The organism is Streptomyces odontomachi, assembly GCF_024435355.1.
GTDB classification, from domain to species: Bacteria; Actinomycetota; Actinomycetes; order Streptomycetales; family Streptomycetaceae; genus Streptomyces; species Streptomyces odontomachi.
In genome coordinates, this window is the sequence record NZ_JAMJWG010000002.1 from 711,212 (window position 1) to 736,875 (window position 25,664).

Sequence of the window (25,664 nt, forward strand, 5' to 3'; positions counted from 1 at the left end):
GCGGGAGGGCTCCGACCGGAGCCCTCAGATCTCGGAGGAGAGCAGCGCGGGGTCGGGCCACTGCGCGAACTCGCGCAGCCCGAACATCAGGGGCCGGACGTTCCCGCGCTGGGTGATCCGGGTGACCTCACCGAACACGACGGTGTGGTCACCGACCGAGGTCTGCCGCAGCACCTGGCAGTCCGCGGTGGTGTGTGCGGCCTCGCTCAGATGCGGGCCCTGTGCGCCGGGCTCCATGTCCCAGCGGACCCGTTCGAAACGGTCGGGCGAGCCGGAGGCGAACAGCTCGGCGACGGGCTGGGCGTCCGCCCGCAGCAGGTTCAGCGCGAAGCCGCCGTGCGCCAGCACCGCGCCCAGCGTCGGGCTGGCACTGCGCAGGCTCACCAGCAGACAGGGCGGTTCCAATGCCACGCTGGCGATCGAGGTGCAGGTCATGCCGGCGGGCCGGTCGTCGTGGCCGATCGCGGTCACGATGCCCACGCCGGTCGGGAACGTCGCCATCACGATACGTAGATCGACCATCTTTCAGGTCCTCTCGGTGGACGGCGGAGGCCGTACGGCCTCCGCCTGGTCGTGCACGGATTCGTCGACCGTCCGTCTCACCGGCCGTGGAGCTGCTTCAGGTACTCGTAGTTGCTCGGCAGGCTCTCCACCAGGCTCTGCTGGTCCTTCTTGATCTCCTCGAAGAGCGGCCCGGCCGCCTCCACCGCCGAACGCCGGTGCTGGAGCGAGGGCAGCACACGATCGGGGAGCAGCCCGAGCCCGGCGAAGATGCAGTAATAGCTGCCGTTGGTCCAGAAGTTGCGGAACTCGGCTTCGAAGTTGCCGTAGTACCCGTCCTCGCTGGTGATCGGCGGGTTCACCGGCAGGCCCGCCTTGTAGGTGGCGATCTTCTCCTTGATGTGGTCCGCGAGGTTCAGTTCCTTGTTGGCCCGCCAGAACGGCGTGTCCATACGCGGCGCGAAGTAGAAGTGCGCCTGGAGGAAGTCGCGGGTGTCGTCGAACATCGCCTCGATCTCGGTGTTGAACCGGTCGGACAGGACCGTGTCGCAGTCCTTGTTCGGGAAGTGCTTGACCAGGTAGTAGATCGCGGCGGTGGTGAAGTAGATGCCGGTGGACTCCAGTGGTTCGACGAAGCAGGAGGACAGGCCGATGCTGACGCAGTTGCGCACCCAGGCGCGGCGGTTGCGCCCGACCCGGAAGCGGACGTGGTTGAACTCGGTCTTCTCGGGGTCGAGACCCCACATCTTGGAGAACTCCAACGTCGCCTCGTCCTGGGTGGCGAAGCGACTGGAGTGGACGTAGCCGGTGCCGTGCCGGCCCAGCATCGGGATCTTCCAGGCCCATCCCGAGTTCATCGCGATCGACGAGGTGTACGGCTCGACGCCGTGCTTCTCGTCGTCGTTGGGGATCGCGGTCGCCACGGCGCGGTCGTTGATCAGGTGGTCGCTCATGTCCAGGAAGGGCTCGCGCATGGCCTGGTTGATGAGCAGGCCGCGGAAGCCGGAGCAGTCCACGAACAGATCGCCCTCGAGCACCTTGCCCGACTTGGTGTGCAGGGCGGTGATGAATCCTCTCGAGTCGAGGTCCACCGTGGTCATCTCGTCCTTGACGTGCACCACGCCCTGCTTCTCGGTGGCGAAGCGGCACAGGAAGTTGGCGACGAGCTGCGCGTCGAAGTGCCACGCGTAGCGGGTGGCACGGCGGCCGTCGAACCAGCGCGGCGCCCGGTTGGCGTCCATCATGGCCGGCTCGCGGAAGCAGGCGTAGTCGTACGGCTCGTCCGTGCGGCCCGCCTGGAAGTCACGGAACCAGTAGTGGGAGAGCGGCACGCCGCCGGATTCGGGCAGCAACCCGAACGGGTGGAAGAACTGGTCGGTACGTGTCCCGAGGGGCCGCGGACGGGTGCTCGCCTCACCGGGCGTACGCCAGTTGATGAACTTCACGGCGGTCTTGAACGCCGCGTTGCACTCCGGCATCCAGTCCTCCTCGGCCAGGCCGAGGAAGTCGAAGAACGTCTTCTGAAGGTTGGGCACGGTGGCCTCGCCGACACCGATGCGCGGGATGGTCGGGGCCTCCAGCACGGTGACGGTGACGTTCTCCTCCAGCGCCTTGCTCAGGTACGCGGCGGTCATCCAGCCCGCCGTACCGCCCCCCAGGATCACGACGTTGCGAATCTGATCGTCCACGGATGACCGACCCTTCCAGTTCTTGAGGTCAACGGGCCGTTCAGCCTGCGCGGATCCGCTATATCCGTGCTATGCCCAGCCGGTATGGCTCGGATATAGAAGGCTGCCGGACACTGCCCCGCGAGGTGGGAAACCGATCGAGGGGGCGTGCGTGGCCGAGCAGACCGCGAAACTCGACGAGGCGCTGCGCGCGGAGATCAAGGACATCGTGTGCGGGCTGCTGCGCGCCGACCCGGACACCGTCACGCTCACGAGCCGCTTCGTGGAGGACCACGGTGCCGACTCGCTCCAGTTCGTGGACATGCTCGCCTCGGTCGAGCGGGTCTGCGGCGTGCTGGTCCCCCCGGAGGAGATGAGCCGGATGACGACGCTGGGCGGGGTCTACTCGGTGCTGGAACAGGTGCTGGACTGCACTCCCCCGGGGGATGACCTCCGGACCAGCCGGACGAGCAGGCCGGCCGGGTGACCGGCGCGGACATCGCGCGGGAAAGCTGAGTAGCACATGACCTCGTCCCCTTCGAAGCCGCTCTCCGTCATCCAGCAGGCGATGTGGCTCGAGTACCGGCTGGCGCCGGCCAGTTCGGCCTACAACCTGGTGCTCCCGATCCGCATCCGCTCGCCGCACGACGTGCGGGCGCTGAGCCGCGCCGTCGAACTCGTCGGCGCGCGGCACGAGCTGCTGCGCACCCGCTTCGTCGAACTCGCCGACGAGCCGCGCCGGGTCCCGTCCGACGCTCCGCTGGCCCGGCTGGACGTCATCGAGTCCCCGCCGGAGCTGCTGCGCGACGCCGTGCGCGACTATGTGGGCCGGCCCTTCGACCTCTCCGAGGGCGCGTTCCGGGTCGGTCTGATCGTGGCCGCTCCCGACGACGCCGTGCTCGTGCCCGTCGTCCATCACATCGCCGGCGACTTCGTGTCGCACTGGCTGATCGTGCGCGACCTGCTCGACGCCTGCCAGCACGGGGACCTGCCCGAGGCCGAGGGCGGCTACGACCTCTACGTGGCGGAAGAGGCCAGGGTGGTCGCCTCGGACATCGGCACCCGCTCGCATGCCCACTGGTCCGCCCGGATCGAGGGCGCGACGGCCGCCGAGCTGCCGACCGACCGTCCCCGTCCGGCGCTGCCCCGGCATGTGGGCGCGACCTGCAAGGTCCGGCTGGCCGCTGACGTCACCGAGCGGTTGCCCGCCGCGGCCGAGGCGGCCGGTGTCACGCCGTTCGCCTACCTGCTCGGCAGCTTCAACGCCGTGCTGCGGCACTACACGGGCCTGGACGACTTCGTCGTCGGCTGCCCGGCGACCAGCCGGCTCGGCACCCAGTTGCGTGACGTGGTCGGGTGCTTCGTCAATCCGCTGCCGATCCGCGCGCACTTCACGCCGACCACCACGTTCCGCGAGGTGATCGCCGCCGCGAACGAACAGGTGCGCTCCAGCATGCTGCACGTGCGCTATCCCTGCGGACTGCTGGGCAGTGGTGCCCCGTTGTTCCGTCTGGCGGTCCTGCTGGTGGCGATGGACCGGCGCGAGCCGTCCATCCCGAACCCCGTAGCCGACCAGGAGTGCGGCCCCACGATCGAGTACGCCGGGATGCGGGTGGCGCTGATGGACGTGCCCTCGCAGGAGGGTCAGTTGGACCTGGTGATCCGCCTCGAGCAGAGCGAAGCGGGGATCGACATGGTCTGCACCTACGACACGGACCTCTTCGACGCGGGCACCATCGAACGTTTCGCCGGCCACTACCAGCGGTTCGCACGCGCCGCGGTCGAGGACGTGGACTCCACGGTGGCCTCCCAGTCCCTGTCCGACGGCGACGAACTGCGGGATCTCCTTGCGCTGGGCGGAGTATGGAGCCAATAGATGCCGCCTCGGTATGAAGGCCCCATGAAGAACCTGATCTCCTTGTCGGACCTTCCTGACGACAACCTGCACGCGCTGGTGTCCGACGCACTCCACCACGCGGCCGGGGCTGGCGAACCCTCCCTGCACGGACGGATCGTGGGGACGTATTTCCGGGCGACCTCGACCCGTACCCGGACCGCCTTCACCGCCGGCGCACTCCGGCTCGGCGCCCAGGTGATCGCTTTCGGCCCCGAGGACATGCAGCTCGTGACGGGCGAGAGCACCCGGGACACCGGACGGGTGCTCTCCGGAATGATCGACGCCCTCGTGGCCCGCACCACGGGAAGCACCGAGGAGCTGCTCGACTTCGCCGCCCAGGGCAGGATGCCGGTGATCAACGCGATGAGCGCCGGCGAGCACCCGACGCAGGCACTCGCCGACCTGACGACGCTCCACGAGCGCTTCGGCCAGCTCGAGGACCTCAGCGTGCTCTACGTCGGGGAGGGCAACAGCACCGCCGCGGCGCTGGCCCTGGCGCTGAGCCGGTACCGCGGCGTGCACCTGCAGTTCCGCACGCCGCCGGGGTACGGGCTGCCGGCCGAGTACAGCCGGCAGGCGAACGCCAACGCCACCCGCAGCGGCGCGACCGTGATCGAGCGGCACGACATGGCCGATCTTCCGAAGGACTTCGACGCCATCTACACCACCCGGTGGCAGACGACGGGCACCAGCAAGCCGGATCCGAACTGGCGGACGGTCTTCGCGCCGTTCCAGGTGTCCTCGGCACTGTGGGAGGGGAGCCCGAAGGCCGTGTTCCTGCACGATCTTCCCGCCCACCGCGGCGAGGAGGTCAGCGCGGAGGTGCTCGACGGCCCGGCGAGCCTCGCCTTCCGGCAGGCGGAGCACAAGATGCACAGCGCCATGGCGGTGCTGCGGTGGTGCCTCGGGTGACCACGGCCGACGAGCGGATCACCGTCAAACCCCTCCGACGCAACCGGGACTTCGGGCTGCTGTGGGTGGGCGCCGGTTTCTCGTACCTGGGCTCACGCGTCACCGCGCTTGTGTACCCCATGCTCCTGCTCTGGGGCGGCGGCTCCACCGTGACGGCCGGGCTGCTGGGTTTCACCGCCCTGCTGCCGCAGCTCGTGGTGCAGCTGCCCGCCGGGGCCTTCGTGGACCGCCGGGACCGGCGCAAACTGATGATCGCCAGCGAGCTCGGCATCGTGCTGGCCGTCGGCAGCCTGGTCGTTCCGCTCCTCGGGGGCCACCTGTGGCTGCCGCAGCTCTTCGCGGTCGCGTTCGTCGAGGGCAGCTTGCAGGTGGTGTACCAGCTGGCCGAGCGCTCCGCCGTGCCCCAGTTGGTACCCCCCGAGCAGCTCCCCGCGGCCTACAGCGGAAACGAGGCCCGCACGCGCGCCGCCTCGATGCTCGGCCAGCCGGCGGGCACGGCACTGTTCGCGGTCGGCAACGCGGTCCCGCTGCTGCTCGCCGTCGGCACCCGGATCGTGGCGCTCGCCTCGTTGCTCGGTATCCGCGCGAGCTTCGACGCCGCGCGCAAGGTGTCACAGGCACCGGTCCTCGCCGACATCGGGGACGGAATCCGCTGGCTGTGGCGGCAGCGCTTCCTGCGCGCCGTCCTGCTCATCCTGGCCGGCACCAACATGATCAACCAGATGCTGGTCTTCGCGATGCTGCCGCTCTTCCGCGCCGAGGGGTGGGCGAACGGCCTGGTCGGCGTGGTCGTCGCCAGCGCCTCGGCGGGCGGTCTGGTCGGTGCGCTCACCGCCGGCCTGTGGATGCGGATCTGGGGCCTGCGACGCATCCTGATCGTCGCCACGGCGGTGTGGGCGATCGTGACGCTCCTCGTCGCGCCGGTGCACAACGTCGTGGTGATCGGCATGCTGTTCGCCGCGAGTGGGTATGTCGGAGGCGCGTTCAACGTACCCGCGATCGTGTACGTGATGCGCATCACCCCGCCGGAGATGCAGGGGCGGGTCTCCAGTGTCGCGAACTTGGTCAGCTACGGCGCGATGGCGCTCGGGTGGGCGGTGGAAGGTCCGCTCCTCGAAATGATGACCCCCCGTCAAACCATCATTACCATAGGTGCCGGTCTAACGTTGATCACAGTGAGCGCGATCCTGAGCCCGGCAATCCGCGGTGCGGTAAGCGCTGCGGAGACCGAGCCACTCGCCTAAGTAACTCGGAAGGGTACATGGTGCGCAGAAACCCGGTCTCCACAGAGGTGGCCGTCCGGTTGGAGTCGGTGACGAAGGCCTATGGCAAAGGCAATGGTCTGGTCACCGCGCTGAACGACGTCTCGGTCGCGATGCCACGAGGCACGTTCACCGCGATCATGGGTCCTTCGGGCTCCGGCAAGAGCACCTTCCTGCACTGCGCAGCCGGTCTCGACCGGCCCACCTCGGGCCGGATCTTCCTCGGCTCGATGTCGTCCGACTTATCCACCCTGTCCGAGAGCCAGCTCACCGAGCTGCGCCGGGACCGGATCGGCTTCGTGTTCCAGTCCTTCAACCTGCTGGCCGCGTTGACCGTGCAGCAGAACGTCACCCTGCCGCTGCGGCTGGCCGGGCGCCGCACCAACCGGGCCCACCTGGCCGACACGCTGGCCAGGGTCGGGCTCACCGACCGGGCCAAGCACCTGCCCTCACAGCTGTCCGGCGGACAGCAGCAGCGCGTGGCCATCGCACGCGCGCTGATCACCCAGCCGGACGTGATCTTCGCCGACGAGCCCACCGGCGCCCTCGACACCGTCACCGCCCGGGAGATCCTGAAACTGCTGCGGCACACCGTGGACACCGCCGGGCAGACGATCGTCATGGTCACGCACGACCCGGTGGCCGCCTCGTACGCCGACGCCGTGCTCTTCCTCGCCGACGGAAGCATCGTGGACACCGGTACGGGCTTCACCGCCGACCAGATCGCCGACCGGATGACGCACCTGGGAGCGTGGGCCTGATGTTCCGACTCGCGCTCGCCACGCTCCGCAAGCGCAAAGGCTCGGCCGTCGGCAGCCTGCTCGCCCTCTTCTGCGCCGCCGCCATCGTCTGCGCGTGCGGGGTGCTGCTGGAGAGCGGCATCCACGGCAAGGTCCCTGTCGAGCGGTACGCGGGCACGTCCGTCATGGTCGGCGCGAAGCAGGAGATCTCGTGGACCAAGGTCAAGCACAAGAAGGGCAAGACGAAGAAGAAGACCAAGTCCGACCCGCTGAGCGCGCACGCCTGGCTGCCGACGTCGGTCGGTGACCGGCTCTCGGCACTGCCCGGCGCGAAGGTGGTCGAGGACCTGACCTTCACCGCGAACCTCGTCTCCCCCAGCGGCTCGGTGCTGCCGGGCCCGGAGGGCAAGCCCTCCAAGGGACACGGCTGGGCTTCGGCCGCGCTGACCCCGTACACGCTGGTGTCCGGCACCGAGCCGCGCCGGGACGACGACGTGGTGATCGACACCGATCTCGCCGCCGCGAGCGGGCTCAAGGCCGGTGACCGCACGGTCATCCAGTCCACCGGCTCGCCGCAGACCTTTCGCGTGGCCGGCGTCGTGCAGCCGAAGAGCGCGGTGAACCATGAGTCCGCCCTGTTCTTCGATGCGAAGGAGGCCCGGACGCTCGCCGGACACGCCGGCAAGGTCGCGGCCTACGGCGTGTCAGGGGTGAGCCCCGCGAAGGTCGAGGCCGCCCTCTCAGGCACCACCGCACAGGTCTTCGCGGATGACGACCGCGGCAAGATCGAGTATCCCGACGCGTCCGCCGCCCGAACCAAGCTGATCAGCATGAGCGGGGCCATCGGCGGCACCGCGCTGATCGTCGCGGTCCTGGTGGTGGTCGGCACCTTCGCCCTCTCCATCCAGCAGCGCTACCGAGAGCTGGCCATGCTCCGTGCCATCGGCGCGAAGCCCCGGCAGATCCGTCGCATGATCGGCCGCGAGGCGCTGCTGCTGGGTGTGGTCGCCGCGATCCCCGGCGCGCTGGTCGGCCTGCCGCTCTCGTCCTTCATCCACCATGAGTTCGTCTCGCTCGGTGCCCTGCCGGACGCGCTGAAGATGACCCGCGGGCCCCTGCCCGTTCTCGGGGGCGCCTTCGCGACCGTGCTCGCCGCCTGGGTGGCGGCCCGGGTGACCGGCCGCCGGATCGCGCGCATCTCCCCGATGGGGGCGCTGGCCGAGTCCGCCGTCGAACGCCGGAGCGTGGGTGCCGGCCGGGTGCTGGCCGGGCTGGTCTTCACCGGCGTCGCCGTGATCATCACGGTGGTGCTCGCGGCGCTGCACACCGAGGCGGCCTCGATGCCGGTCACCTACCTCAGCATCCTGCTGTGGATGATCGCGGTCTCGCTGCTCGGCCCCTACCTCTCCCGTGCCGCGGTGGCGTTGCTCCGCGGGCCGCTGCGGGCCTTCCCGGTCGGCGGCTTCCTCGCCTCCCGCAACTCGCACGCGAACAGCCGCCGGTTCTCCTCGGTGGTCACGCCCCTGGCGCTGCTGATCGGAATGACCACGACGATCCTGTTCGTGCCCAGCACGATCAGCCAGGCCGCGCAGGCCCAGAGCGATGCCGGGATCAAGGCCGACCACGTGGTGACCGCCGACGGGCCCGGGGTGCCGGCCGCGGCAGCCCGGGAGCTCAGCGCGGCACCGGGCGTCAGCACCGTCACCCAACTCCTCCAGACCAGGGTCTGGGTCGGCCAGGACAAGCGCCAGAGTCTCGGCGTCAGCTCCGCCGGGTTGCAGAAGACCCTGGATCCCGATGTGAAGTCCGGTTCGCTCGCCCACTTCGGTCACGGCACGATCGCGATGAGCGAGGGCGCCGCGGACGGACGAGACATCGGCGACCGCGTTCAGCTCACGCTCGGGGACGGCACCAAGGCCAGCTTCCGACTGGTCGCGACCTACGGTCGGAGCCTCGGGTTCGGCGACATACTGTTCGACTTCGACGACGTCGACGGCCACGTGGACAATCCGTTGGCCAGCGCTTTGCTGGTCAAGGACACCTCGACGGCGGACCGGCTGGGCACCCGGCTCAAGCGTTTCCCCGGGCTCGCCGTGGCAAGCGGTTCCGCCTTCGACCAGCTCCAGGCGGACCAGGAGAAGACCAACAACGACGCCAACATGATGTTCATGGGGCTGATCATCGCGTTCACCGCGATCGCCATCATCAACACCCTGGCCATGGCGACCGGTGGCCGATCCCGCGAGATCGCGCTGATGCGCCTGGTGGGGAGCACCCGGCGGCAGGTGCTGCGCACGCTGCGCTGGGAGGTGGCGCTGATGCTCGTGGTCGCCACGGTGCTCGGCACAGGTGCGGCCTGGTTGACCCTGAGCGGCTTCAGTGTCGGCATGGTCGGCTCCGCCTCACCGGGCATAGTCCCCGGCTCCTACCTCCTCGTGCTGGTCGGCGCCATCGCGCTGGGCATGGTGGGAACGGTGGTTCCAGCCCGGTTCGTGATGCGGCGCAACCCCGCCGAGGACATCAACGGACGACAGTGACGGAAGACAGTGGTGGACAACGACTATCTGCGTAGGTACCACCCGCGCCCGCAGGCGGCAGTGCGACTTGCCTGCCTGCCGCACGCGGGCGGGGTGGCGACCGCGTTCCGCGGCTGGGGCGAGACGTTGCCGTCCCGGATCGAGTTGCTCTGCGTGCAGTACCCGGGGCGACAGGACCGGCTGAGCGAGCCCCTCGTCCCCGACCTTCCGAGCCTGGTGGACGAGGTGGCGGCGGCGCTGCCCGTCGACCGGCCGCTGGCGCTTTTCGGGCACAGCATGGGGGCCACGGTCGCCTTCGAGGTCGCGCGACGGGTGAAGCCGGTGCACCTGTTCCTCTCGGCGCCGGTCACCGGCCGTGCTCCGCTGGACTTCTCCACCGAGGAACGGCTGGTGGCCAGTGTCCAGCAGCTCGGCGGCTCCGGCGCCGCGCTGCTCGACCACCCCGAGATCAGGCGCCTGGCGCTGCCGACGATCCGGCATGACCTCCAGATCCTCGATGCGCACCGGATCGCCGCGGGCGCGCCGCTCGAGTGCCCCGTCACGGTGCTCGTCGGGGAGTCCGACCAGAGCAGCACGGCCGCGGACGCCGAGGTCTGGGCCGAACGCACGACGGGCGACTTCGAGATCCGGACGCTCCCCGGCGGTCACCACTACTTCGAGGAGGCGGGGGACGAGCTCGTCGCACTGTTCACTCGGCGGCTGGAACCGTTGTCGGGCACGGGCTGAGAGACTGGGGGACGGGATGATCTGGGATGATCTCTACATCACGGCGGTGGCGTCCTGCCTGGGCAAGGCCGTCGACGTTCAGGAGGCGGTGAGCGCGGGGGCGTACGACCCGGAAGACGCCGAGCGCCAGGACTTCCTGTCCGTGGCGGTGGCCGATCCGGGGGAGAACGTGGCCGTGCTCTGGTCGCGCGCCGCAGAGCTGGCGTTGTCCCGCGCCGGCATGGACCCCGCGGACATCGACCTGTTGCTGTGTGCCGGCACCTTCGGCGCCGGTGTCGACGGTTGGAACGCCGCCGCGTACGTCCAGCGCGAACTCGGTATGACCGGTGGCTTCGCGGCCGAGGTCCGCGGCGGCTCCAACGGGGGGATGGCGGCCCTCGAACTCGCCGCCTCGTTCCTGACCAGGCAGGGCGCGAAGGCCGCCGTCATCACGGCGGGCGACATCTTCCCGATGCCGTACTTCGACCGGTGGCGGGCCGAGCGCTTCCTGTTCGGGGACGGCTGCGCCGCCGCAGTGCTCTCCCCGCACACCGGCTTCGTGCGGCTGCGGAGCACCGCGACCACGAGCGACCCCTCGCTGGAGGCGATGCACCGTGGCCACGCGCCGATAGGCCCCTTCGACCCGGACAAGAAGTTCCCGATCGACCTGCGTGAGCGAGCGCGCGAATTCCAGCAGGGAGGAATGGTCAGGGAGGAACTCACCCAACGGCTCTCGGCGGGACCGCGCCAGGTCGTCCGCCAGGTCCTCGCCGAGACCGGGGTCACCCTGGACGAGATCGAGCACATGATCGTGCCGCACTTCGGCCGCACCATGACCACTCTCCAGTGTCTCCTTCCTCTGGGGCTGCGCGACATCGACCGTACGACCTGGGACTTCGCCCGCCAGACCGGCCACCTGGGTCCGGGTGACCAGTTCGCCGCCCTCGACCATCTGCGCGAGAGCGGCGAACTCAAGCCCGGGCAGCGGGTACTCATGCTGGGGATCGGCGCCGGATTCGCCTGGAGCAGCGCCCTGCTCGAGGTCACGGAGCCGGACGACTGACGGCCGGCTCGACATGGGCGAAGCCCGGCCGCCCGCACAACACGCGTAGCGGGAGGAGGGAGGAGCCCCGTGGCCAGCCTGCGTGATCCGGGAAGTCAGGCACATCGTGACGACGTCCGGTCAGGCCGCAGCGAACGCCCGCCGCGCCGGCGCAGTTCGCTCGGCACGACACCGTAGGCCTGGCGGAACAGCCGGCCCATCTGTGAGCCGTCGCCCAATCCCCAGTTCGCACCGATCGCGGCCACGGTCAGATGGTCCAGGCGCGGATTGCTCAGTGCGGCCCGGCATCGTTCCAGACGTTCGTTGCGCAGCCAGCGGGCCGGTGTCTCCCCCTGCTCGGCAAAGAGTTGTTGCAGGTAACGCAGCGAGATGTTGTGTTCGGCTGCCAGCGTCCGCGGCGAGACGTCGGGGTTGGCGAGGTGCTCTCGCGCATAGTTCTTGATCTGGCGCAGCAACTCCCCTCGCGCGCTCGAATGGGAACCGCCCGGCGGGCCCAAGCGCTCGGCGAGCAACGAGCGGATCACACCGTCCAGGGTGGCGCCCAGGGTGACGAGTTCGGCCATCGAGAGCTCGGTGAGTTGGCTGGCAAGCTCGGTGATCACGGCGCTGGCGACCGCGCTCACCCCACGCGTTGCGGACCAGGGTGCCGCCGTCAGCGGGCCGGTGTCCTGGGTGGTCAGGTCCATCACACGGTGCGGAAAGCGGACCACGGCCAGCTTCATGGGGCCCTGACTGTGCACCGTGTAGGGGCGGGAACTGTCAACGGACGCCACCGCCCCGCGGCCCACGGTCACGTCATGGTCGTCCTGACCGATCCGCACGCTGCCGCAGAACGGTGCCATGATGAAGACGTGGCTCTGGCCGAGATCCTGTTGTGTCTTTCGGACGGCGTGTGCGTCGGCGGTGATCAGTGACACCTGCATCTCACCCAACCGGCCGATCACGAGGGTGCCCTGGTTGAACTCGGATTCCACGGCGATATCGAGCGGGCCGCATAACTTCATCATGTGCTCACGCCATAACGCTGTGCGACGTGAGGGTTCCGAATCAGCAGTGGTATAGACCTCTACCGAAGTTCTCGACTCCATCGTCACCCATTTCTTATGCTGTCCTCTTCTTTGGCCGGCGTCACCGATGCGGCAGCGCGACGCGTTGAGAATATTATTTGGCAAGTATCTGGTCGACAAGATGCGTGGATTTTGTAAGTACCGCCGAGTCCTGCTGGCCCTTTCCCGGTCGCCCCGAATGTGGCCACAGGTGGCACGACGCCGGCTGCGCAGGGTGGACGAGATGCCGGCAGCCGCCGCCGACCGAGGGCGTCACGCGCGCCCGATTCTCCCTACGAGTGGCTGAAAGAAGCGGCACCGAGGCGTCCCGACGGGCCGTCTCCGCGACCACGGAGAAACCGGGAGGGCAGGGCCGAACGAGAGAACCGGCCGCGCCGCGCCGCGCCGGCGCGCGCAGGGGACGGCGCCTCAGACATCCCTGACATCCGGACCGTCGACAATGGTGACGGACCCGGCCACCCGCTTCAGGTGGACACCGGGCCGAATACCACTCGACCCGTCAGAACTGGAATTGGGAAGTCAGGGCGCTCGAGTTCATCCGCGCCGTCCTCGGTGCCGGACGTGAGCGCGGGAGGTTTCCCGGAGTAAGCAAGGACGCCCGGGGTGGATTTCCCGGGCGTTCACGAAGCTGCGGCTGGGCTTGCGAGCCGATTTCAAGCCTTATTCTCCGGCGCCGTGGAGATTCGAAGCCGATCCGCTTCGCGAATGCGATCTGGAATGTGAACACCCGCTTATAAAAATCCGTACGTGCCCGCGGGCATTTCCGGAACAAGGCCGCGACTGCCGCGTGCGGATACCTGGCGCGCCCTTGCACCTGGTGGTGCTCCGTCAGCTGGCGGAGCACGCACATCCGGCCCACCGACCGCGCCCCGCGGACCTGGACGAGACCGCCGGAGTCCGTCCAGGTCCGCGGGGCGCGGTCGGCGCGATGCCTCAGGCCAGGGCCTTCCGCAAGGTGCCGGAGGCCACCAGGTCCACCACCCTTGCCACGTCCTGCCGCATCGGCCGGTCGCGGTCGAGGAACGGGGCGACCTCGCGCACCGCCCCACGCGCCGCGCGTACACCCGGGTTCACGACCTTCTCACCCCGCAGGTCGGCCGCCTGCGCGAGCGCGAGGAGATGGATGGCGACGACCTGTTGGGTGAGCTCGATCACGGTGCGGGCGTCACGCGCCGCTATGGTTCCCATGCTCACCTTGTCCTGGTTGTGCGCCTCGGTGGAGCGCGAGAAGGACGTGGCCGGCATGGTGTCCTTGAGCGCCTCGGCGACCAGCGACGATGCCGCGATCTGCATGCCCTTGAAGCCGTGGTGCAGCCCCGCCTCCCGGTCGTCGGCGGCGAACACCGGAATGAGGTTCGGCGTCAGACCGTTGTTGAACTTCTCGTCCACCACCAGTTCGAGCTGGCGGTCCAGCAGGTCGGCGACGCTCGCCACGGCGGTCTTGAGCGCGTCCATGGCCTGGCCGACGTGGCCCCCGTAGAAGTTGCCGCCGTTGCGCACCGCGCTCTCCGCGACGTCGAACAGGGGGTTGTCGTTGGAGGAGTTGACCTCCACGGTGAGCCACCGCTCCGCCCACTCGATGGTGTCGCGCAGTACGCCGACCACATGCGGTGCGCAGCGGATCGAGTAGCGGTCCTGGATCGGGTCGTCCAGCTCGCGGAAGCCGTCCTGGGACAGGGCGGCGGCCTGCGGTCCCCGGGTGTCGGCGCCGCCGAGCAGCTGTCGGATCAGCTGGGCGCTGGTGATCACGCCGTCGTGCGGCTTCTGTTCGAACAGGAAGTTCGCGAAGTGGCCGGGGTTGCCCATGAGGACCGCCGAGGCCATGGCCGTACACACGTCGGCGGCGTAGGCCACCTCGGCGGCGTCGTGCAACGCGAGGACGGCGTAACCGGACATGAACGACGTGCCGTTGACCAGTCCGAGGCCCTCCTTCGCGCTGAGCACGAGCGGCTCGATGCCCGCCTCGGCCAGTGCGTCCGCCGCGGAGCGCTCCTCGCCCCGGTGCAGCACGGTGCCCTCACCCGTGAGCAGGGTCGCGAGGTAGCTGAGCGGAACCAGGTCGCCGCTGGCCCCCACGGAACCCTGTTCGGGTATCAGCGGCAGGATGTCGTTCTCCAGGCAGGCGAGCAGGTTCACGACGATCTCGGGGCGCACGCCGGAGTGCCCGCGGGCCAGGCAGTTCGCCCGTACCAGCATCGTGGCCCGGATGACGGCGGGCTTGGCGTACTCGCCGATACCGCACCCCAGGAAGCGGATGAGGTTGCGTTGCAACGCCTCGACCTTGGCCGGACCGATCTGACGCGTGTTGCTGTCGCCGAAGCCGGAGGTGACCCCGTAGATGGGGATACGCGTCTCGATGAGCTTGGTCTTCAGCTCCTCCGACAGGCGCATCCGGCGGGCCGCCTCCTCGGCGAGCCCCAGGCCGAGCCGGCCGGGGTGGTTGGCCACCCTGACGATGTCCGCGAGAGTCAAGGTGTGACCGTCGATGAACAAACTTGTCATTGGGTCCTACTTTCTGCTGTGAACGGTTCACACCGAGCCGCAGGACCGAAAGCTGCTGCCGCCAATGCACGCACGGCGGCTCGGTCGATCTTTCCGGCAGCGTTGCGGGGCAGCGCCTCCAGGCACAGGAGTCGGCTCGGCCACTTGAAGCGCGCCAGAGCCTTGGCGGCGAAGTCCCTGACCTCGTCGAGCGTGGGCGCCGTGCCTTCGCCCGGGCACAGCACCGCGACCGGTGTCTCCCCCCACTCCGAGTGCGGCAGGCCGACCACGGCCACGTCGCGCACGTGGGGCAGCTCGGCCAGGACGCGCTCGATCTCCGCGGGCGAGATGTTCTCGCCACCGCTGATGATCAGGTCCTTGATGCGGTCGACGACGAAGCAGAGCCCGCGCTCGTCGAGGTGGCCGAGGTCGCCGGTGTGGAACCAGCCGTCGGCGTCGAAGGCCGCGCGGGTGGCCTCGGGGTCGTTCCAGTACCCAGGGGTGACGTTCGGGCCGCGCACGCACAGTTCGCCCTGCGCATCCGGCAGGGTGAGGGGGCTGCCGGTCTCCGGGTGCACCACCCGGACTTCGGAGTAGGGCATGGCGAACCCGGCCGAGGCCGGATGGGTACGGACCAGCTCCGGCGGCAGGTGCGTGGCGAAGGGCGCCGTCTCGGTCAGCCCCCAGGCCTGCTGAAGGGCGACGCCCCGCCCGGCGTACTCGGTGACCAGCGCAGGCGGCACGGGGGCGCCCGCGACGACCGCCGCGCGCAGCGAGGACAGGTCGGTGGTCGCGAACTCCTCGCAGCGCAGCAGCGCCGCGTACATGATGGGCACCATGAACATGCTCGCGACGCGGTGGCGCGCCACGTCCCGCAGGCAGGTCTGCGGGTCGAACCGGCGGTGCAGGACGACGGCACCACCCCGGACGAGCACGCCGAGGGTGAAGGCGTTGAGACCGCCGATGTGGAACAGCGGAGCGACCGCCAGGGTGGCCTCCCTGGGCCGGATGTCGACCGCGGCGTGCACGTTCGCCTGGTTCCACCAGAGGTTCCCGTAGGTGAGGATCACCCCCTTGGGCCGGCCGGTGGTTCCGGAGGTGTACATCAGCATCGCGATGTCAGCGTCGTCCGGCTCCACCGCCTCGGGAGCGGTGCCGTCCGCGGTGTCCCCGGTGAGGCTCCGCCACATCTCGCGCGACGACCCCGGGGCCTTGCCGTCCAGGTAGCACCGCCGCACCGGAATCGAGCCCGGATCCGACCGCACGATGCCTTCGACCAGCTCGCGGTGGCCCGGCTCGACGACCAGGCTGTGACAGCCGGCGTCGGCCAGCAGATAGGCCACCTCGTCGGCCGCGAGACGGAAGTTCAGCGGCACGAACACGGCCCCGAGGTGGGCCGCGGCCAGCAGCGTTTCCAGGAAGAGCGGGCTGTTCAGGCCGAGGTACGCAACCCGGTCTCCGCGCCGGAGGCCACCCGCGGCGAGGATCGTGGCCAGCTGCCGAACGCGATGGCTGATCTCCGCGAAGGTGAGCGTCCCGTCCTCGTAGTGGAGGGCGGGATCCCCACCGGATGTACGCGCCCGTCGATGGATCGCCACCGCGGGACTGATCCAGGACTGATTCACACCAGCAGGATCACCGCGCCGTCTATACGTCCCCTATCTCCGGACACCGGGCGCCCGCGCCCCACTCATGGCAGCGTGCTCTTCACCCAGACCGTCGCCCGGACAGGCCGGCGCTCGGCCACCCGGCCGAACGCGCCGGCCGATCGGCAGAGAGGCTTTCCCCATGACCGTCCGCCTGGAACGCCGCGGCCCGATCGCCGTCGTCACCATCGACCGCCCGGACAAGCGCAACGCCTTCGACGGCCCGACCACCCAGGCCCTGGACCGCGCGCTCAACGAGTTCGAGGATGACGCCGCGCTGCGCGCTGCCGTACTCACCGGCGGACCGCACTTCTTCTCCGCCGGCACCGACGTCAAGTCCTGGGCCGGCGCCCCGACCGAGCGCGGCGGCCCCTACGGCGTTGCCGGCCGTGAACTGCGCAAGCCGCTGATCGCCGCGGTCGAAGGCGTGGCCGCGGGCGGTGGCTTCGAGATCGCCCTCAGCGCGACGATGATCGTGGCCTCCACCACGGCGAGGTTCGCCTTCCCCGAAGTCGGGCTCGGCCTCGTGGCCGAGTGCGGGGGCCTGTTCCGCGGGCCGCGCGCCCTGCCGCTGAACATCGCCCGCGAGCTCCTCCTCACCGGCCGCCCGCTGTCCGCCGTACGGGCCCACCAGCTCGGCCTGGTCAACCAGCTCACCGAACCCGGCAGCGCCCTGGCCGCGGCCGTCGAACTCGCCGAGGAGGTCGCCGCACACGCACCCGTCGCCGTCGAGGAGTCCCTGGCCGCGGTCGAGGCCGCCTACGCCGAGGCCAACACCACCGGCTGGAAGACCACCGCGCAGGCCAGCGCCCGCGCCCGCGCCACGGGCGACGCCGTCGAGGGCGTGGCCGCCTTCCTGGAACGACGCCCAGCGCGCTTCACCGGACGCTGATCCCCGCCTCTCCGGCGGATCAGCGCAGCCCGGCGAAGAGGTCGTTCTCGGGCACGGCCGCTCCGGTGGTGTCCTGGACCCGAACGAAGGTCTCGACGCCCATCAACTCGGTGAACCTCTGCTGGCCCATCTTGAGGAAGAAGATGTTCTCGCCCTGGCTTGCGTGCGCGGCGAGCGCATCGAACTTCTGGCCGCCGAACGCGCTGGTGTCCACCCAGGTGGTGATCTCCTCGTCGGGGAGTCCGATCTCGGCCACCGCGGCGGCCTCGGCGGGATCCGGCTCCGGCCCGTCCGCACCGAACTCGCGCATGGTCTCCCCGAACCGCTGCATCATCGAGCGGGGCGCCGTCGTCCAGTACACCTTCGGTGTCAGCTCCTCGGTCATCGCCAGCGCCGCCATGGTGATGCGGTTGGCCTGGATGTGGTCGGGGTGGCCGTAGAAGCCGTTCTCGTCGTAGGTCACGACCACATCGGGTCGGTAGCGCCGCAGGAGTTCGGCGAGCCGGGCAGCACCCTCCTGCACGGGGGTCTGCCAGAAGGATTCGGGGGCGTCGTTGGTCGGCCAGCCCATCATCCCGGAGTCGGCGTAGTCCAGCGTCTCCAGATGGCTGATCTTCAGGACGTCACAGCTCGCCTGGAGTTCCTGACGCCGCATCAAGGCGACGGCCGCCGGATCGTGCCCGGGATCGCCCGGCTTGACGCCTCCCGGCCCGTCACCGCAACCGCCGTCGGTACACGTCACGAGGACCGTGCGGATGCCCTCCGCCGCGTAGCGCGCGAGGACGCCTCCGGTTCCGGTGGCCTCATCGTCGGGATGGGCGTGCACCGCCATGAGCGTCAAGGGCCAGTCGTTCATGAAACAGTCCTCCTGTGTGAAAAGGCCTCGGTCCGAGTCCGCCTTCGGGCCTTCCTGTGCTGCACTCGCATGGCGGCGGTCCGGTGCAACAATCCCGCCCGTACGGCTGTTCCCACCCTGCGAGGGAACTCTCCGGCGCGCTCTCTTGCACGCCGGTACGCGGATCGGGACCCCGTGCCGCGCTCCCCGGCCGCACAGACTCCGACCTGCGGCGATCCTCCGCGACCCGAACGTCATCCACCGGGGACGGCTGACCAGATCGAATCCTTCCGGTGTATTTGTTTTCCGGGCGGTTAGCCTCGGAGTCATGGCACGTTTCCGGTGGCGTGACGGGATGGGCACGCACGCACTCCCCCACTGCCTGAAGGGCGTGGGAGGTACCCCCAGCCGCGCCCCCTCGCGCCCGGAGAAACGGATCCCATGACTCCACTGAACCGCAGACGCTTCCTCCAGCTTGCCGGCGCCACCACCAGTGCGTCCGCCCTCACGACCAGCATCGCCCGCGCCGCGGGCATCCCGGCCCACCGCCGCGCCGGGTCGTTGCAGGACGTGGAGCACATCGTCGTGCTGACGCAGGAGAACCGCTCCTTCGACCACTACTTCGGCACGCTGCGCGGAGTACGCGGGTTCGGCGACCCGCACCCCGTGACGCTGCCCGGCGGCAAGCCGGTGTGGTACCAGCCGGACGGCGCCAAGGACGTCCTGCCGTTCCGCCCCGCGGCCGACGACCTCGGCCTGAAGTTCATCCAGGATCTGGCGCACGGCTGGAGCGATACGCACGCGGCCTGGAACCAGGGCTGCTACGACCGGTGGGTGCCCGCGAAGACCGCCACCACGATGGCGTACCTGACGCGCGACGACATACCGTTCCACCACGCGCTGGCCGACGCGTTCACCGTCTGCGACGCCTACCACTGCTCGCTCATGGGTTCCACCGACCCGAACCGCTACTACCTGTGGACCGGCTACACCGGCAACGACGGCAAGGGCGGCGGCCCGGTGCTCGGCAACGACGAAGCCGGCTACTCCTGGACCACGTACCCCGAACGCCTCGAACAGGCCGGCGTCTCCTGGAAGATCTACCAGGACGTGGGCGACGGCCTCGACGCCGCCGGCAGCTGGGGCTGGATCGACGACGCCTACCGGGGCAACTACGGAGACAACTCCCTGCTCTACTTCGACCAGTACCGCACCGCGGCCCCCGGCACCCCGCTCTACGACAGGGCCCGCACCGGCACCGACGCGAAGAACGGCGACGGCCTCTTCGACGTGCTGAAGGCGGACGTACAGGCCGGAAGGCTGCCGCAGGTCTCCTGGATCGCGGCGCCCGAAGCCTTCAGCGAGCACCCCAACTGGCCCGCGAACTACGGTGCCTGGTACATCGCCCAGGTCCTCGACGCGCTCACCGCCGACCCCGACGTGTGGTCCCGGACGGCGCTGCTGATCACCTACGACGAGAACGACGGTTTCTTCGACCACGTCGTGCCGCCCCACCCGCCGTCGTCGTCCGCGCAGGGCGCCTCCGGCGTGGACGTCACCGGGGAGCTGTACGGCACGGAGGCGCCGCTGCCCTACGGCCTCGGGCCGCGGGTACCGATGCTGGTGGTGTCGCCGTGGAGCACCGGCGGCCGGGTCTGCTCGCAGGTCTTCGACCACACCTCGGTCATCCGCTTCATCGAGCAGCGCTTCGGGGTGGCCGAGCCGAACATCTCGCCCTGGCGGCGGGCGGTGTGCGGCGACCTGACGTCGGCGTTCGACTTCGCGGGCAGCGACACCGCGGTGCCCGCACTGCCGGACACCAGCGGCTACCGGCCTGCGGACCACGACCGGCACGACGACTACGTGCCCACCCCGCCCGCTGACCCCGCACTGCCACGCCAGGAATCCGGCACCCGCCCCGCCCTGCCGCTCCCCTACGATCTGGCCGCCGACGCCACCGTGTCCGGGCCCGGTGCGCTACGGGTGGACTTCGCGAGCCGCGGTGCCGCCGGTGCGGCCTTCCACGTCACATCGGCGGCGGAGCCCGACGCACCGCGCACGTACACCGTTGCGGCCGGTGGACAGCTCTCCGGCACCTTCGCGGCGGACCCTCGGGACGGCACGTACGACGTTTCGGTACACGGGCCGAACGGCTTCTGGCGGCAGTTCACCGGGGTCGCCACCGAGGCGGGCCCCGAGGTGCACGTACGACACAGGGCGCAGGGCACGCAGGTGGAGCTGGTACTCACCAACGACGCCGGCCGGGCCGTGGAACTCACCGTCGACCAAGGCCACGGCGGTGTGCGGGCGGCCCGTCTCCGGGTGGCCGCCGGCAGACGCACCGTCCACACGGTGCCGACCACCGACGGCTGGTACGACCTGACGGTGACGTCGGCCGACGGCGGCGGCTTCGTACGGCGGCTCGCGGGGCACGTGGAGACGGGGCGGATCAGCACCACGGACCCGGCGCTCGGCAGGTCCTGACCGGCCCCGGCCAGCCCTCGTCACTCGAACCGGGCCGGGTCGCCGGCCCCTCGACGTACGATCTCCGCCTCGCCGCCGGAGAAGTCGATGACCGTGGTCGGTTCGGTACCGCAGTCACCCGAGTCGAGCACGGCGTCCACCACGTGGTCGAGCCGCTCCTTGATCTCCCAGCCCTGGGTCAGCGGCTCGTCCTCGCCGGGCAGCAGCAGCGTGCTGGAGAGCAGCGGCTCACCGAGTTCGGCGAGCAGGGCCTGCGCCACGACATGGTCGGGGATCCGGACCCCGACCGTCTTCTTCTTCGGGTGCAGCAGCCGGCGCGGTACCTCCTTCGTCGCGGTCAGGATGAAGGTGTAACGGCCGGGCGTCGCCGCCTTGATGGCGCGGAACACATCGTTGTCCACGTGCACGAACTGCCCCAGTTGCGCGAAGTTCTGGCACACCAGGGTGAAGTGGTGACGGTCGTCGAGGTTGCGGATCGCCCGGATCCGGTCGATCCCGTCACGGCTGCCGAGCCGGGTGCCCAGCGCGAAGCACGAGTCCGTCGGATAGACGACGAGATCGCCGGAGTGCAATCGGTCGACCACCGTGCTGAGGGTCCGCCGCTGGGGGTTCTCGGGGTGCACATCGAAATACTTCGCCATCCGCCGAGCCTATGGGATGCCGGCAGCGCGCTCCGCGGGCCCGGAGCGCCGGTGGGTCCTGCGGAATCCGATGGTGCGCCCGGTGCCGGCGTCCGGGACCTACGCGCCACCACCCGGTGACGACCCGTTTGCGGGATCGCGTTCGATGTGACGCGAGACACGTACGAAACCGTTTCGTTTCGATAGTGCGCGGGGCTTAGGCTCTTGACTGTACGAAACCGTTTCGTTCGGAGTGGGATGCGAAGTGGGAGTGGATGAGCATGGCCGAAGCCACGCCGGTGCGCCGCAGCCGGATCACGCCCGAGCGCGAGGCCGAGCTCTACGCGGCCGTGCTCGACCTGCTCCGCGAGGTCGGCTACGACGCCCTGACGATGGACGCCGTGGCATCCCGCACCCGATCCAGCAAGGCCACCCTCTACCGCCAGTGGGGGAGCAAGGCGGAGCTGGTCGTCAAGGCACTCAGGCACCAGAAGCCGGTGAACATCGGCGAGATCGACACCGGCACCCTGCGGGGCGACCTCCACGAGTTGGCGACACGTGAGGACGACTGCCGGATGGAGCAGGACACCTCGCTGATGCGCGGCCTGGCCATGGCGGTGCACGAGAACGCCGATCTCCTGCGTGCCCTTCGCGAGCTGCTGTTCGAGCCGGAGATGACCGGCTTCGAGCGCATGCTCCAGCGGGCCGTGGCGCGGGGCGAGATCCGCCCGGACAATCCCGCGGTGGAGTACGTCCCGCACATGCTGGTCGGCGCCCTCGTCGTCCGGGGGCTGATCGACGACCAGCCGCCGACGCAGGCCTTTCTCACCTCGTACATGGACGCCGTGGTCCTCCCCGCGCTCCGCGCCTGACACCCGGGGTCCCGCACCCCCTGCTGCACACGCCCCGGCTCCCCCGCCGCCCTCGAGGCGCGGGAGGGCCCCATCGTCGCCGGGTCGATGACCCCTGCCCTTCAAGACTCCATGACCTGACCCAGGAGCAGTTCCTCGTGGCCACATTCCTCTCCAGACTCGGCCGGTTCGCCTTCCGGCGGCGGCACCTGGTCACCCTGATCTGGGTCGCGCTGCTGACCCTCGCGGGCGTGGGCGCCGCACAGGCGCCAGCGGCGGGCTCCACCTCCTTCTCCATCCCGGGCACCGAGGCCCAGAAGGCCTTCGACCTCCTGGAGAATCGTTTCCCCGGCGCCAGCGCCGACGGAGCCACCGCGCGTGTCGTCTTCAAGGCGCCCGACGGCGACAAGATCACCTCCGCCGGCAACAAGGCCGTCGTCAAGGAGACCGTCAAGGAGCTCGGCACCGGCTCCGAGGTCGCCTCCGTGGCCGATCCCTACCAGGGCAAGGCCGTCAGCAAGGACCGCACGACCGCCTACGCGCAGGTGTCGTACAAGGTCTCCGGCATGGAGCTGGAGGACTCCTCGCGAGACGCGCTCAAGGACACCGCGCAGCAGGCGCGGGAGTCGGGACTGACCGTCGAGATCGGCGGTGACGCGCTCCAGGCGGTTCCCGAGACGGGCGCCACCGAGGTCATCGGCATAGGCGTCGCCGCGGTCGTACTGGTGATCACCTTCGGATCGCTGATCGCCGCAGGGCTGCCGCTGCTCACCGCACTGATCGGCGTCGGTATCGGCATATCCACGATCACGGCGCTCGCGAACACCCTCGAACTGGGCTCCACCACCTCCACCCTGGCGATGATGATCGGCCTCGCGGTCGGCATCGACTACGCCCTCTTCATCGTCTCCCGCTACCGCGCCGAGCTCGCCGAGGGCCGGGAACGCGAGGAGGCGGCGGGACGGGCCGTCGGCACGGCGGGTTCCGCGGTGGTCTTCGCCGGCCTCACCGTCGTGATCGCGCTGGTGGGCCTGGCCGTGGTCAACATCCCGATGCTCACCAAGATGGGCGTTGCCGCCGCCGGCACCGTCGTCGTCGCGGTCCTCATCGCGCTCACCCTGATTCCCGCGCTGCTGGGATACGTGGGCAGGAAGGTGCAGCCCGCCGGCCAGAAGAGCAGGCTGCTGGGCGGTGGACGCAAGGACGCCGAGGGCCCGGCGGGGCACGCGTCGCAAAAGCCGAACATGGGAACCCGCTGGGCGCGCTTCGTCGTCCGCCGTCCCCTCGCCGTGCTGCTGCTCGGCGTCGTGGGCCTGGGCGCGGCCGCGGTTCCGGCCACCTCGCTCGAGCTCGGACTGCCCGACGACGGTTCGCAGCCGACCAGCACCACCCAGCGCAAGGCCTACGACCTGCTCTCCGAGGGATTCGGGCCCGGCTTCAACGGGCCGCTGATGGTCGTCGTCGACGCCGGGTCCAGCAACGCCCCGAAGTCCGCTGTCAAGGACGTCACCCGCACCGTCAAGGGCCTCGACGACGTGGCCGCGGTGGCCCCCGCGACCTTCAACAAGGCCGGCGACACCGCGATGATCACCGTGGTCCCGGACTCCAAGCCGTCCTCGGCCGAGACCGAGGATCTCGTGCACGCCATCCGTGCAGCGGGCGGCGGCATCGAGGCGGACACCGATGCGAAGGTGCTGGTCACCGGCTCCACCGCGATGAACATCGATGTCTCGCAGCGGCTCAACGACGCGCTGCTGCCGTATCTCGGGCTGGTCGTCGGCCTGGCGTTCCTGCTGCTGATCGTCGTGTTCCGTTCGATCCTGGTGCCGCTCAAGGCCGCGCTCGGCTTCCTGCTCTCCGTGCTCGCCGCGCTCGGCGCCGTCGTCGCGGTCTTCCAGTGGGGCTGGCTCGCCGATCTGATGGGCGTCGAGCAGACCGGTCCCGTGATGTCGATGATGCCGATCTTCATGGTGGGCGTCGTCTTCGGCCTGGCGATGGACTACGAGGTCTTCCTGGTGACGCGTATGCGAGAGGCGTATGTGCACGGGGAGCAGCCCCGGGAGGCGATCGTCACCGGATTCCGGCACGGGGCCCGGGTGGTCACGGCCGCCGCCGTCATCATGATCGCGGTGTTCTCGGGCTTCATCGGCTCCAGCGAGTCGATGGTCAAGATGATCGGCTTCGGTCTCGCCATCGCCGTCTTCTTCGACGCCTTCATCGTGCGGATGGCCATCGTCCCCGCGGTCCTGACGCTGCTCGGCAAGGCCGCCTGGTGGCTGCCCAGGTGGCTCGGCCGAGCCCTACCGAACGTCGACGTCGAGGGCGAGGGGCTGCGCGCCACCCACGACTCCCACGACACCCACGACACCCGGAAGGCTCCCCTTCCCGAGCCGGTCGGGCCGGGCTTCCCGGCCGGTGGTGAGACCGTGCCCGTGACCGTGGATCCACGCGGGCCCGTGGCCGCGGGGGTGGCCGCGGCAGCCGGTTCCGATCGGGAGCTGTACCTGCCGGACGGCTGGGGTGTGCGCGGCACCGTCCGCACTCCGGGCGGTGCGGCCGTGGCAGGCGCCGCGGTGACGCTGATCTCGCCGGACGGACAGCAGCTGGGCCGCTGCGTGGCGCACGCCGACGGCTTGTACGCGGTGGACGCCCCCGGGCCCGGCAGCTACTTGGTGATCGCGGCGGCCGAGGGGCACCAACCGTACGCGTCCATGATCGCCGTGGGCGACGAGGCACCGCACCACGACATCGTGCTCGGCGGGGCGAACGGCCCGGCGGACGCCTCGGTTGGGGGCACCGTGCGTGCGGGCGCGGACATCGGCGGCCGGCCGCTGCCGGACGCGCGGGTCACGCTGCTGGACACGGCAGGCCGTGTGATCGCCACCGCCACCACCGGCGAGGACGGCGCCTACGCCTTCACCGATCTGGTCGCCGGTGAGTACTCGATCATCGCCAGCGGCTACCCGCCGGTCGCGAGCGCGCTACAGGTCGAGGGCGCCACGGCGGGCTTCGACATCCGCCTGCACCACTCGGACGGGTAGTCCGTCCGACAAGCCGCCTGCCCGACGAGTACTCCATCCGACCAGTACTCCGTCAGGCCGTTCGACGACTGGTCCGTCCGCGCACCTGCGGACACACGGTCGCCGGGTCCTCCCCTCGGTGCCTTCGACAAGGGCACCTGGGAAGTAACCCCCAGGGTAGGGCGGGCCTGGGTGCGCCGCCCGTGGGGACGGGACAGGCGCAGGAGAGAGGGTCCGGCGGCAGCACGAGCGGAGCTGCCGCCGGGCCGTCTGGTCGTCCCCGGCACGTGCCCCGGTACATGCCCCGGTGCATGCCCTGCACGTGCCCCGGTAGAAACGCCGGTGCTCGTGGGGCGCCCGGTGAGTCGTTCTCGGCGGCCCGAGCGCACGCCGAGGCCGGCACCTTCTGCACGCAGGCGATCGGTGCGATCGAGAAGAGCTCGTGGCAATGGGCCTCCCCGGCGAGCGGCAGGACGGACCGGTC

The 25,664-nt window shown here is 70.0% G+C and carries 19 protein-coding genes and 1 pseudogene; 13 read left to right on the forward strand and 7 right to left on the reverse strand.

Going from position 1 to position 25,664, the window contains the following annotated elements:
* Positions 1-24: 24 nt before the first annotated feature.
* Positions 25-522: a flavin reductase family protein gene (locus NQO67_RS07600; RefSeq protein ID WP_255948312.1), complete on the reverse strand. Its 498-nt coding sequence runs from the start codon at positions 520-522 to the stop codon at positions 25-27.
* Positions 523-599: 77 nt separating this feature from the next.
* On the reverse strand, positions 600-2,189 hold the full coding sequence (locus NQO67_RS07605; RefSeq protein WP_255948314.1) for a tryptophan halogenase family protein: 1,590 nt from the start codon (positions 2,187-2,189) through the stop codon (positions 600-602).
* 151 nt (positions 2,190-2,340) lie between these two features.
* Between NQO67_RS07605 and NQO67_RS07610 the strand changes: the two genes are divergently transcribed.
* The 8 genes from NQO67_RS07610 to NQO67_RS07645 are packed head-to-tail and all read left to right on the forward strand — an operon-like array spanning position 2,341 to position 11,284.
* A complete protein-coding gene (locus NQO67_RS07610; protein WP_255948316.1) occupies positions 2,341-2,655 on the forward strand; it encodes an acyl carrier protein in 315 nt (104 codons plus the stop codon).
* Positions 2,656-2,691: 36 nt separating this feature from the next.
* Positions 2,692-4,044 (forward strand): condensation domain-containing protein, encoded by a 1,353-nt coding sequence (locus NQO67_RS07615; RefSeq protein WP_255948318.1) that lies wholly within the window; start codon positions 2,692-2,694, stop codon positions 4,042-4,044.
* A gap of 24 nt (positions 4,045-4,068) precedes the next feature.
* The gene (locus NQO67_RS07620; protein ID WP_255948320.1) at positions 4,069-4,977 is read left to right on the forward strand and encodes an ornithine carbamoyltransferase; all 909 of its coding nucleotides are present in this window, start codon (positions 4,069-4,071) and stop codon (positions 4,975-4,977) included.
* Entirely contained in the window at positions 4,974-6,221 is a 1,248-nt protein-coding gene (locus tag NQO67_RS07625; protein ID WP_255948322.1) for an MFS transporter, read from the forward strand. Before NQO67_RS07620 ends, NQO67_RS07625 begins: the two co-directional genes overlap by 4 nt.
* A gap of 17 nt (positions 6,222-6,238) precedes the next feature.
* Positions 6,239-7,000 carry an ABC transporter ATP-binding protein gene (locus NQO67_RS07630; protein WP_255948324.1) on the forward strand — a complete coding sequence of 254 codons (762 nt, stop codon included), beginning with the start codon at positions 6,239-6,241 and terminating at the stop codon, positions 6,998-7,000.
* Entirely contained in the window at positions 7,000-9,516 is a 2,517-nt protein-coding gene (locus tag NQO67_RS07635; protein ID WP_255948326.1) for an ABC transporter permease, read from the forward strand. The genes NQO67_RS07630 and NQO67_RS07635 overlap by 1 nt, the downstream gene beginning before the upstream one ends.
* A gap of 12 nt (positions 9,517-9,528) precedes the next feature.
* Positions 9,529-10,242, forward strand: a complete 714-nt coding sequence (locus NQO67_RS07640; protein ID WP_255948328.1) for a thioesterase II family protein — start codon at positions 9,529-9,531, stop codon at positions 10,240-10,242.
* A 16-nt stretch (positions 10,243-10,258) separates the two neighbouring features.
* Positions 10,259-11,284, forward strand: coding sequence for a ketoacyl-ACP synthase III family protein (locus NQO67_RS07645; RefSeq protein WP_255948330.1), 1,026 nt, complete (start codon positions 10,259-10,261; stop codon positions 11,282-11,284).
* Between the two features lie 95 nt (positions 11,285-11,379).
* Here NQO67_RS07645 and NQO67_RS07650 read toward each other — a convergent pair whose 3' ends face one another.
* The 3 genes from NQO67_RS07650 to NQO67_RS07660 form a co-directional block, all read right to left on the reverse strand.
* A complete protein-coding gene (locus tag NQO67_RS07650) occupies positions 11,380-12,372 on the reverse strand; it encodes an AraC-like ligand-binding domain-containing protein (RefSeq protein WP_308295627.1) in 993 nt (330 codons plus the stop codon).
* A gap of 912 nt (positions 12,373-13,284) precedes the next feature.
* On the reverse strand, positions 13,285-14,853 hold the full coding sequence (locus tag NQO67_RS07655) for an HAL/PAL/TAL family ammonia-lyase (RefSeq protein ID WP_255948332.1): 1,569 nt from the start codon (positions 14,851-14,853) through the stop codon (positions 13,285-13,287).
* Complete coding sequence (locus NQO67_RS07660) at positions 14,850-16,457, reverse strand: acyl-CoA synthetase (RefSeq protein WP_255948334.1); 1,608 nt, start codon at positions 16,455-16,457, stop codon at positions 14,850-14,852. Before NQO67_RS07660 ends, NQO67_RS07655 begins: the two co-directional genes overlap by 4 nt.
* Before the next feature lie 163 nt (positions 16,458-16,620).
* Here NQO67_RS07660 and NQO67_RS07665 point away from each other — a divergent pair, with 163 nt between their 5' ends.
* Entirely contained in the window at positions 16,621-17,370 is a 750-nt protein-coding gene (locus NQO67_RS07665) for an enoyl-CoA hydratase-related protein (RefSeq protein WP_255948336.1), read from the forward strand.
* 19 nt (positions 17,371-17,389) lie between these two features.
* On the opposite strand, the gene NQO67_RS07670 is transcribed toward NQO67_RS07665, so the two are convergent.
* The gene (locus NQO67_RS07670) at positions 17,390-18,226 is read right to left on the reverse strand and encodes a PIG-L family deacetylase (RefSeq protein ID WP_255948338.1); all 837 of its coding nucleotides are present in this window, start codon (positions 18,224-18,226) and stop codon (positions 17,390-17,392) included.
* A gap of 420 nt (positions 18,227-18,646) precedes the next feature.
* Here NQO67_RS07670 and NQO67_RS07675 point away from each other — a divergent pair, with 420 nt between their 5' ends.
* Positions 18,647-20,689, forward strand: coding sequence for a phosphocholine-specific phospholipase C (locus NQO67_RS07675; protein ID WP_255948340.1), 2,043 nt, complete (start codon positions 18,647-18,649; stop codon positions 20,687-20,689).
* Positions 20,690-20,709: 20 nt separating this feature from the next.
* Here NQO67_RS07675 and NQO67_RS07680 read toward each other — a convergent pair whose 3' ends face one another.
* Complete coding sequence (locus tag NQO67_RS07680; RefSeq protein WP_255948342.1) at positions 20,710-21,330, reverse strand: L-threonylcarbamoyladenylate synthase; 621 nt, start codon at positions 21,328-21,330, stop codon at positions 20,710-20,712.
* Positions 21,331-21,590: 260 nt separating this feature from the next.
* On the opposite strand from NQO67_RS07680, the gene NQO67_RS07685 reads away from it, so the two are divergent.
* The 3 genes and pseudogenes from NQO67_RS07685 to NQO67_RS07695 all read left to right on the forward strand — a co-directional run bounded on the left by NQO67_RS07685 (position 21,591) and on the right by NQO67_RS07695 (position 25,201).
* Complete coding sequence (locus NQO67_RS07685; protein ID WP_255948344.1) at positions 21,591-22,181, forward strand: TetR/AcrR family transcriptional regulator; 591 nt, start codon at positions 21,591-21,593, stop codon at positions 22,179-22,181.
* A gap of 137 nt (positions 22,182-22,318) precedes the next feature.
* A pseudogene (locus NQO67_RS07690) lies at positions 22,319-24,517 on the forward strand (MMPL family transporter); the annotation flags it as partial.
* Positions 24,518-24,682: 165 nt separating this feature from the next.
* The gene (locus NQO67_RS07695; protein WP_255948486.1) at positions 24,683-25,201 is read left to right on the forward strand and encodes an MSCRAMM family protein; all 519 of its coding nucleotides are present in this window, start codon (positions 24,683-24,685) and stop codon (positions 25,199-25,201) included.
* Positions 25,202-25,664 lie beyond the last annotated feature (463 nt).

Excerpts from the sequence above, each read along its gene's own strand:
- NQO67_RS07645 (WP_255948330.1), top strand. The coding sequence starts at position 10,259 with ATGATCTGGGATGATCTCTACATCACGGCGGTGGCGTCCTGCCTGGGC.
- NQO67_RS07620 (WP_255948320.1), top strand. The coding sequence starts at position 4,069 with ATGAAGAACCTGATCTCCTTGTCGGACCTTCCTGACGACAACCTGCAC.
- NQO67_RS07670 (WP_255948338.1), bottom strand. The coding sequence starts at position 18,226 with ATGAACGACTGGCCCTTGACGCTCATGGCGGTGCACGCCCATCCCGAC.
- NQO67_RS07675 (WP_255948340.1), top strand. The coding sequence starts at position 18,647 with ATGACTCCACTGAACCGCAGACGCTTCCTCCAGCTTGCCGGCGCCACC.
- NQO67_RS07685 (WP_255948344.1), top strand. The coding sequence starts at position 21,591 with ATGGCCGAAGCCACGCCGGTGCGCCGCAGCCGGATCACGCCCGAGCGC.
- NQO67_RS07630 (WP_255948324.1), top strand. The coding sequence starts at position 6,239 with ATGGTGCGCAGAAACCCGGTCTCCACAGAGGTGGCCGTCCGGTTGGAG.
- NQO67_RS07635 (WP_255948326.1), top strand. The coding sequence starts at position 7,000 with ATGTTCCGACTCGCGCTCGCCACGCTCCGCAAGCGCAAAGGCTCGGCC.
- NQO67_RS07665 (WP_255948336.1), top strand. The coding sequence starts at position 16,621 with ATGACCGTCCGCCTGGAACGCCGCGGCCCGATCGCCGTCGTCACCATC.
- NQO67_RS07615 (WP_255948318.1), top strand. The coding sequence starts at position 2,692 with ATGACCTCGTCCCCTTCGAAGCCGCTCTCCGTCATCCAGCAGGCGATG.
- NQO67_RS07680 (WP_255948342.1), bottom strand. The coding sequence starts at position 21,330 with ATGGCGAAGTATTTCGATGTGCACCCCGAGAACCCCCAGCGGCGGACC.
- NQO67_RS07600 (WP_255948312.1), bottom strand. The coding sequence starts at position 522 with ATGGTCGATCTACGTATCGTGATGGCGACGTTCCCGACCGGCGTGGGC.
- NQO67_RS07655 (WP_255948332.1), bottom strand. The coding sequence starts at position 14,853 with ATGACAAGTTTGTTCATCGACGGTCACACCTTGACTCTCGCGGACATC.
- NQO67_RS07650 (WP_308295627.1), bottom strand. The coding sequence starts at position 12,372 with ATGGAGTCGAGAACTTCGGTAGAGGTCTATACCACTGCTGATTCGGAA.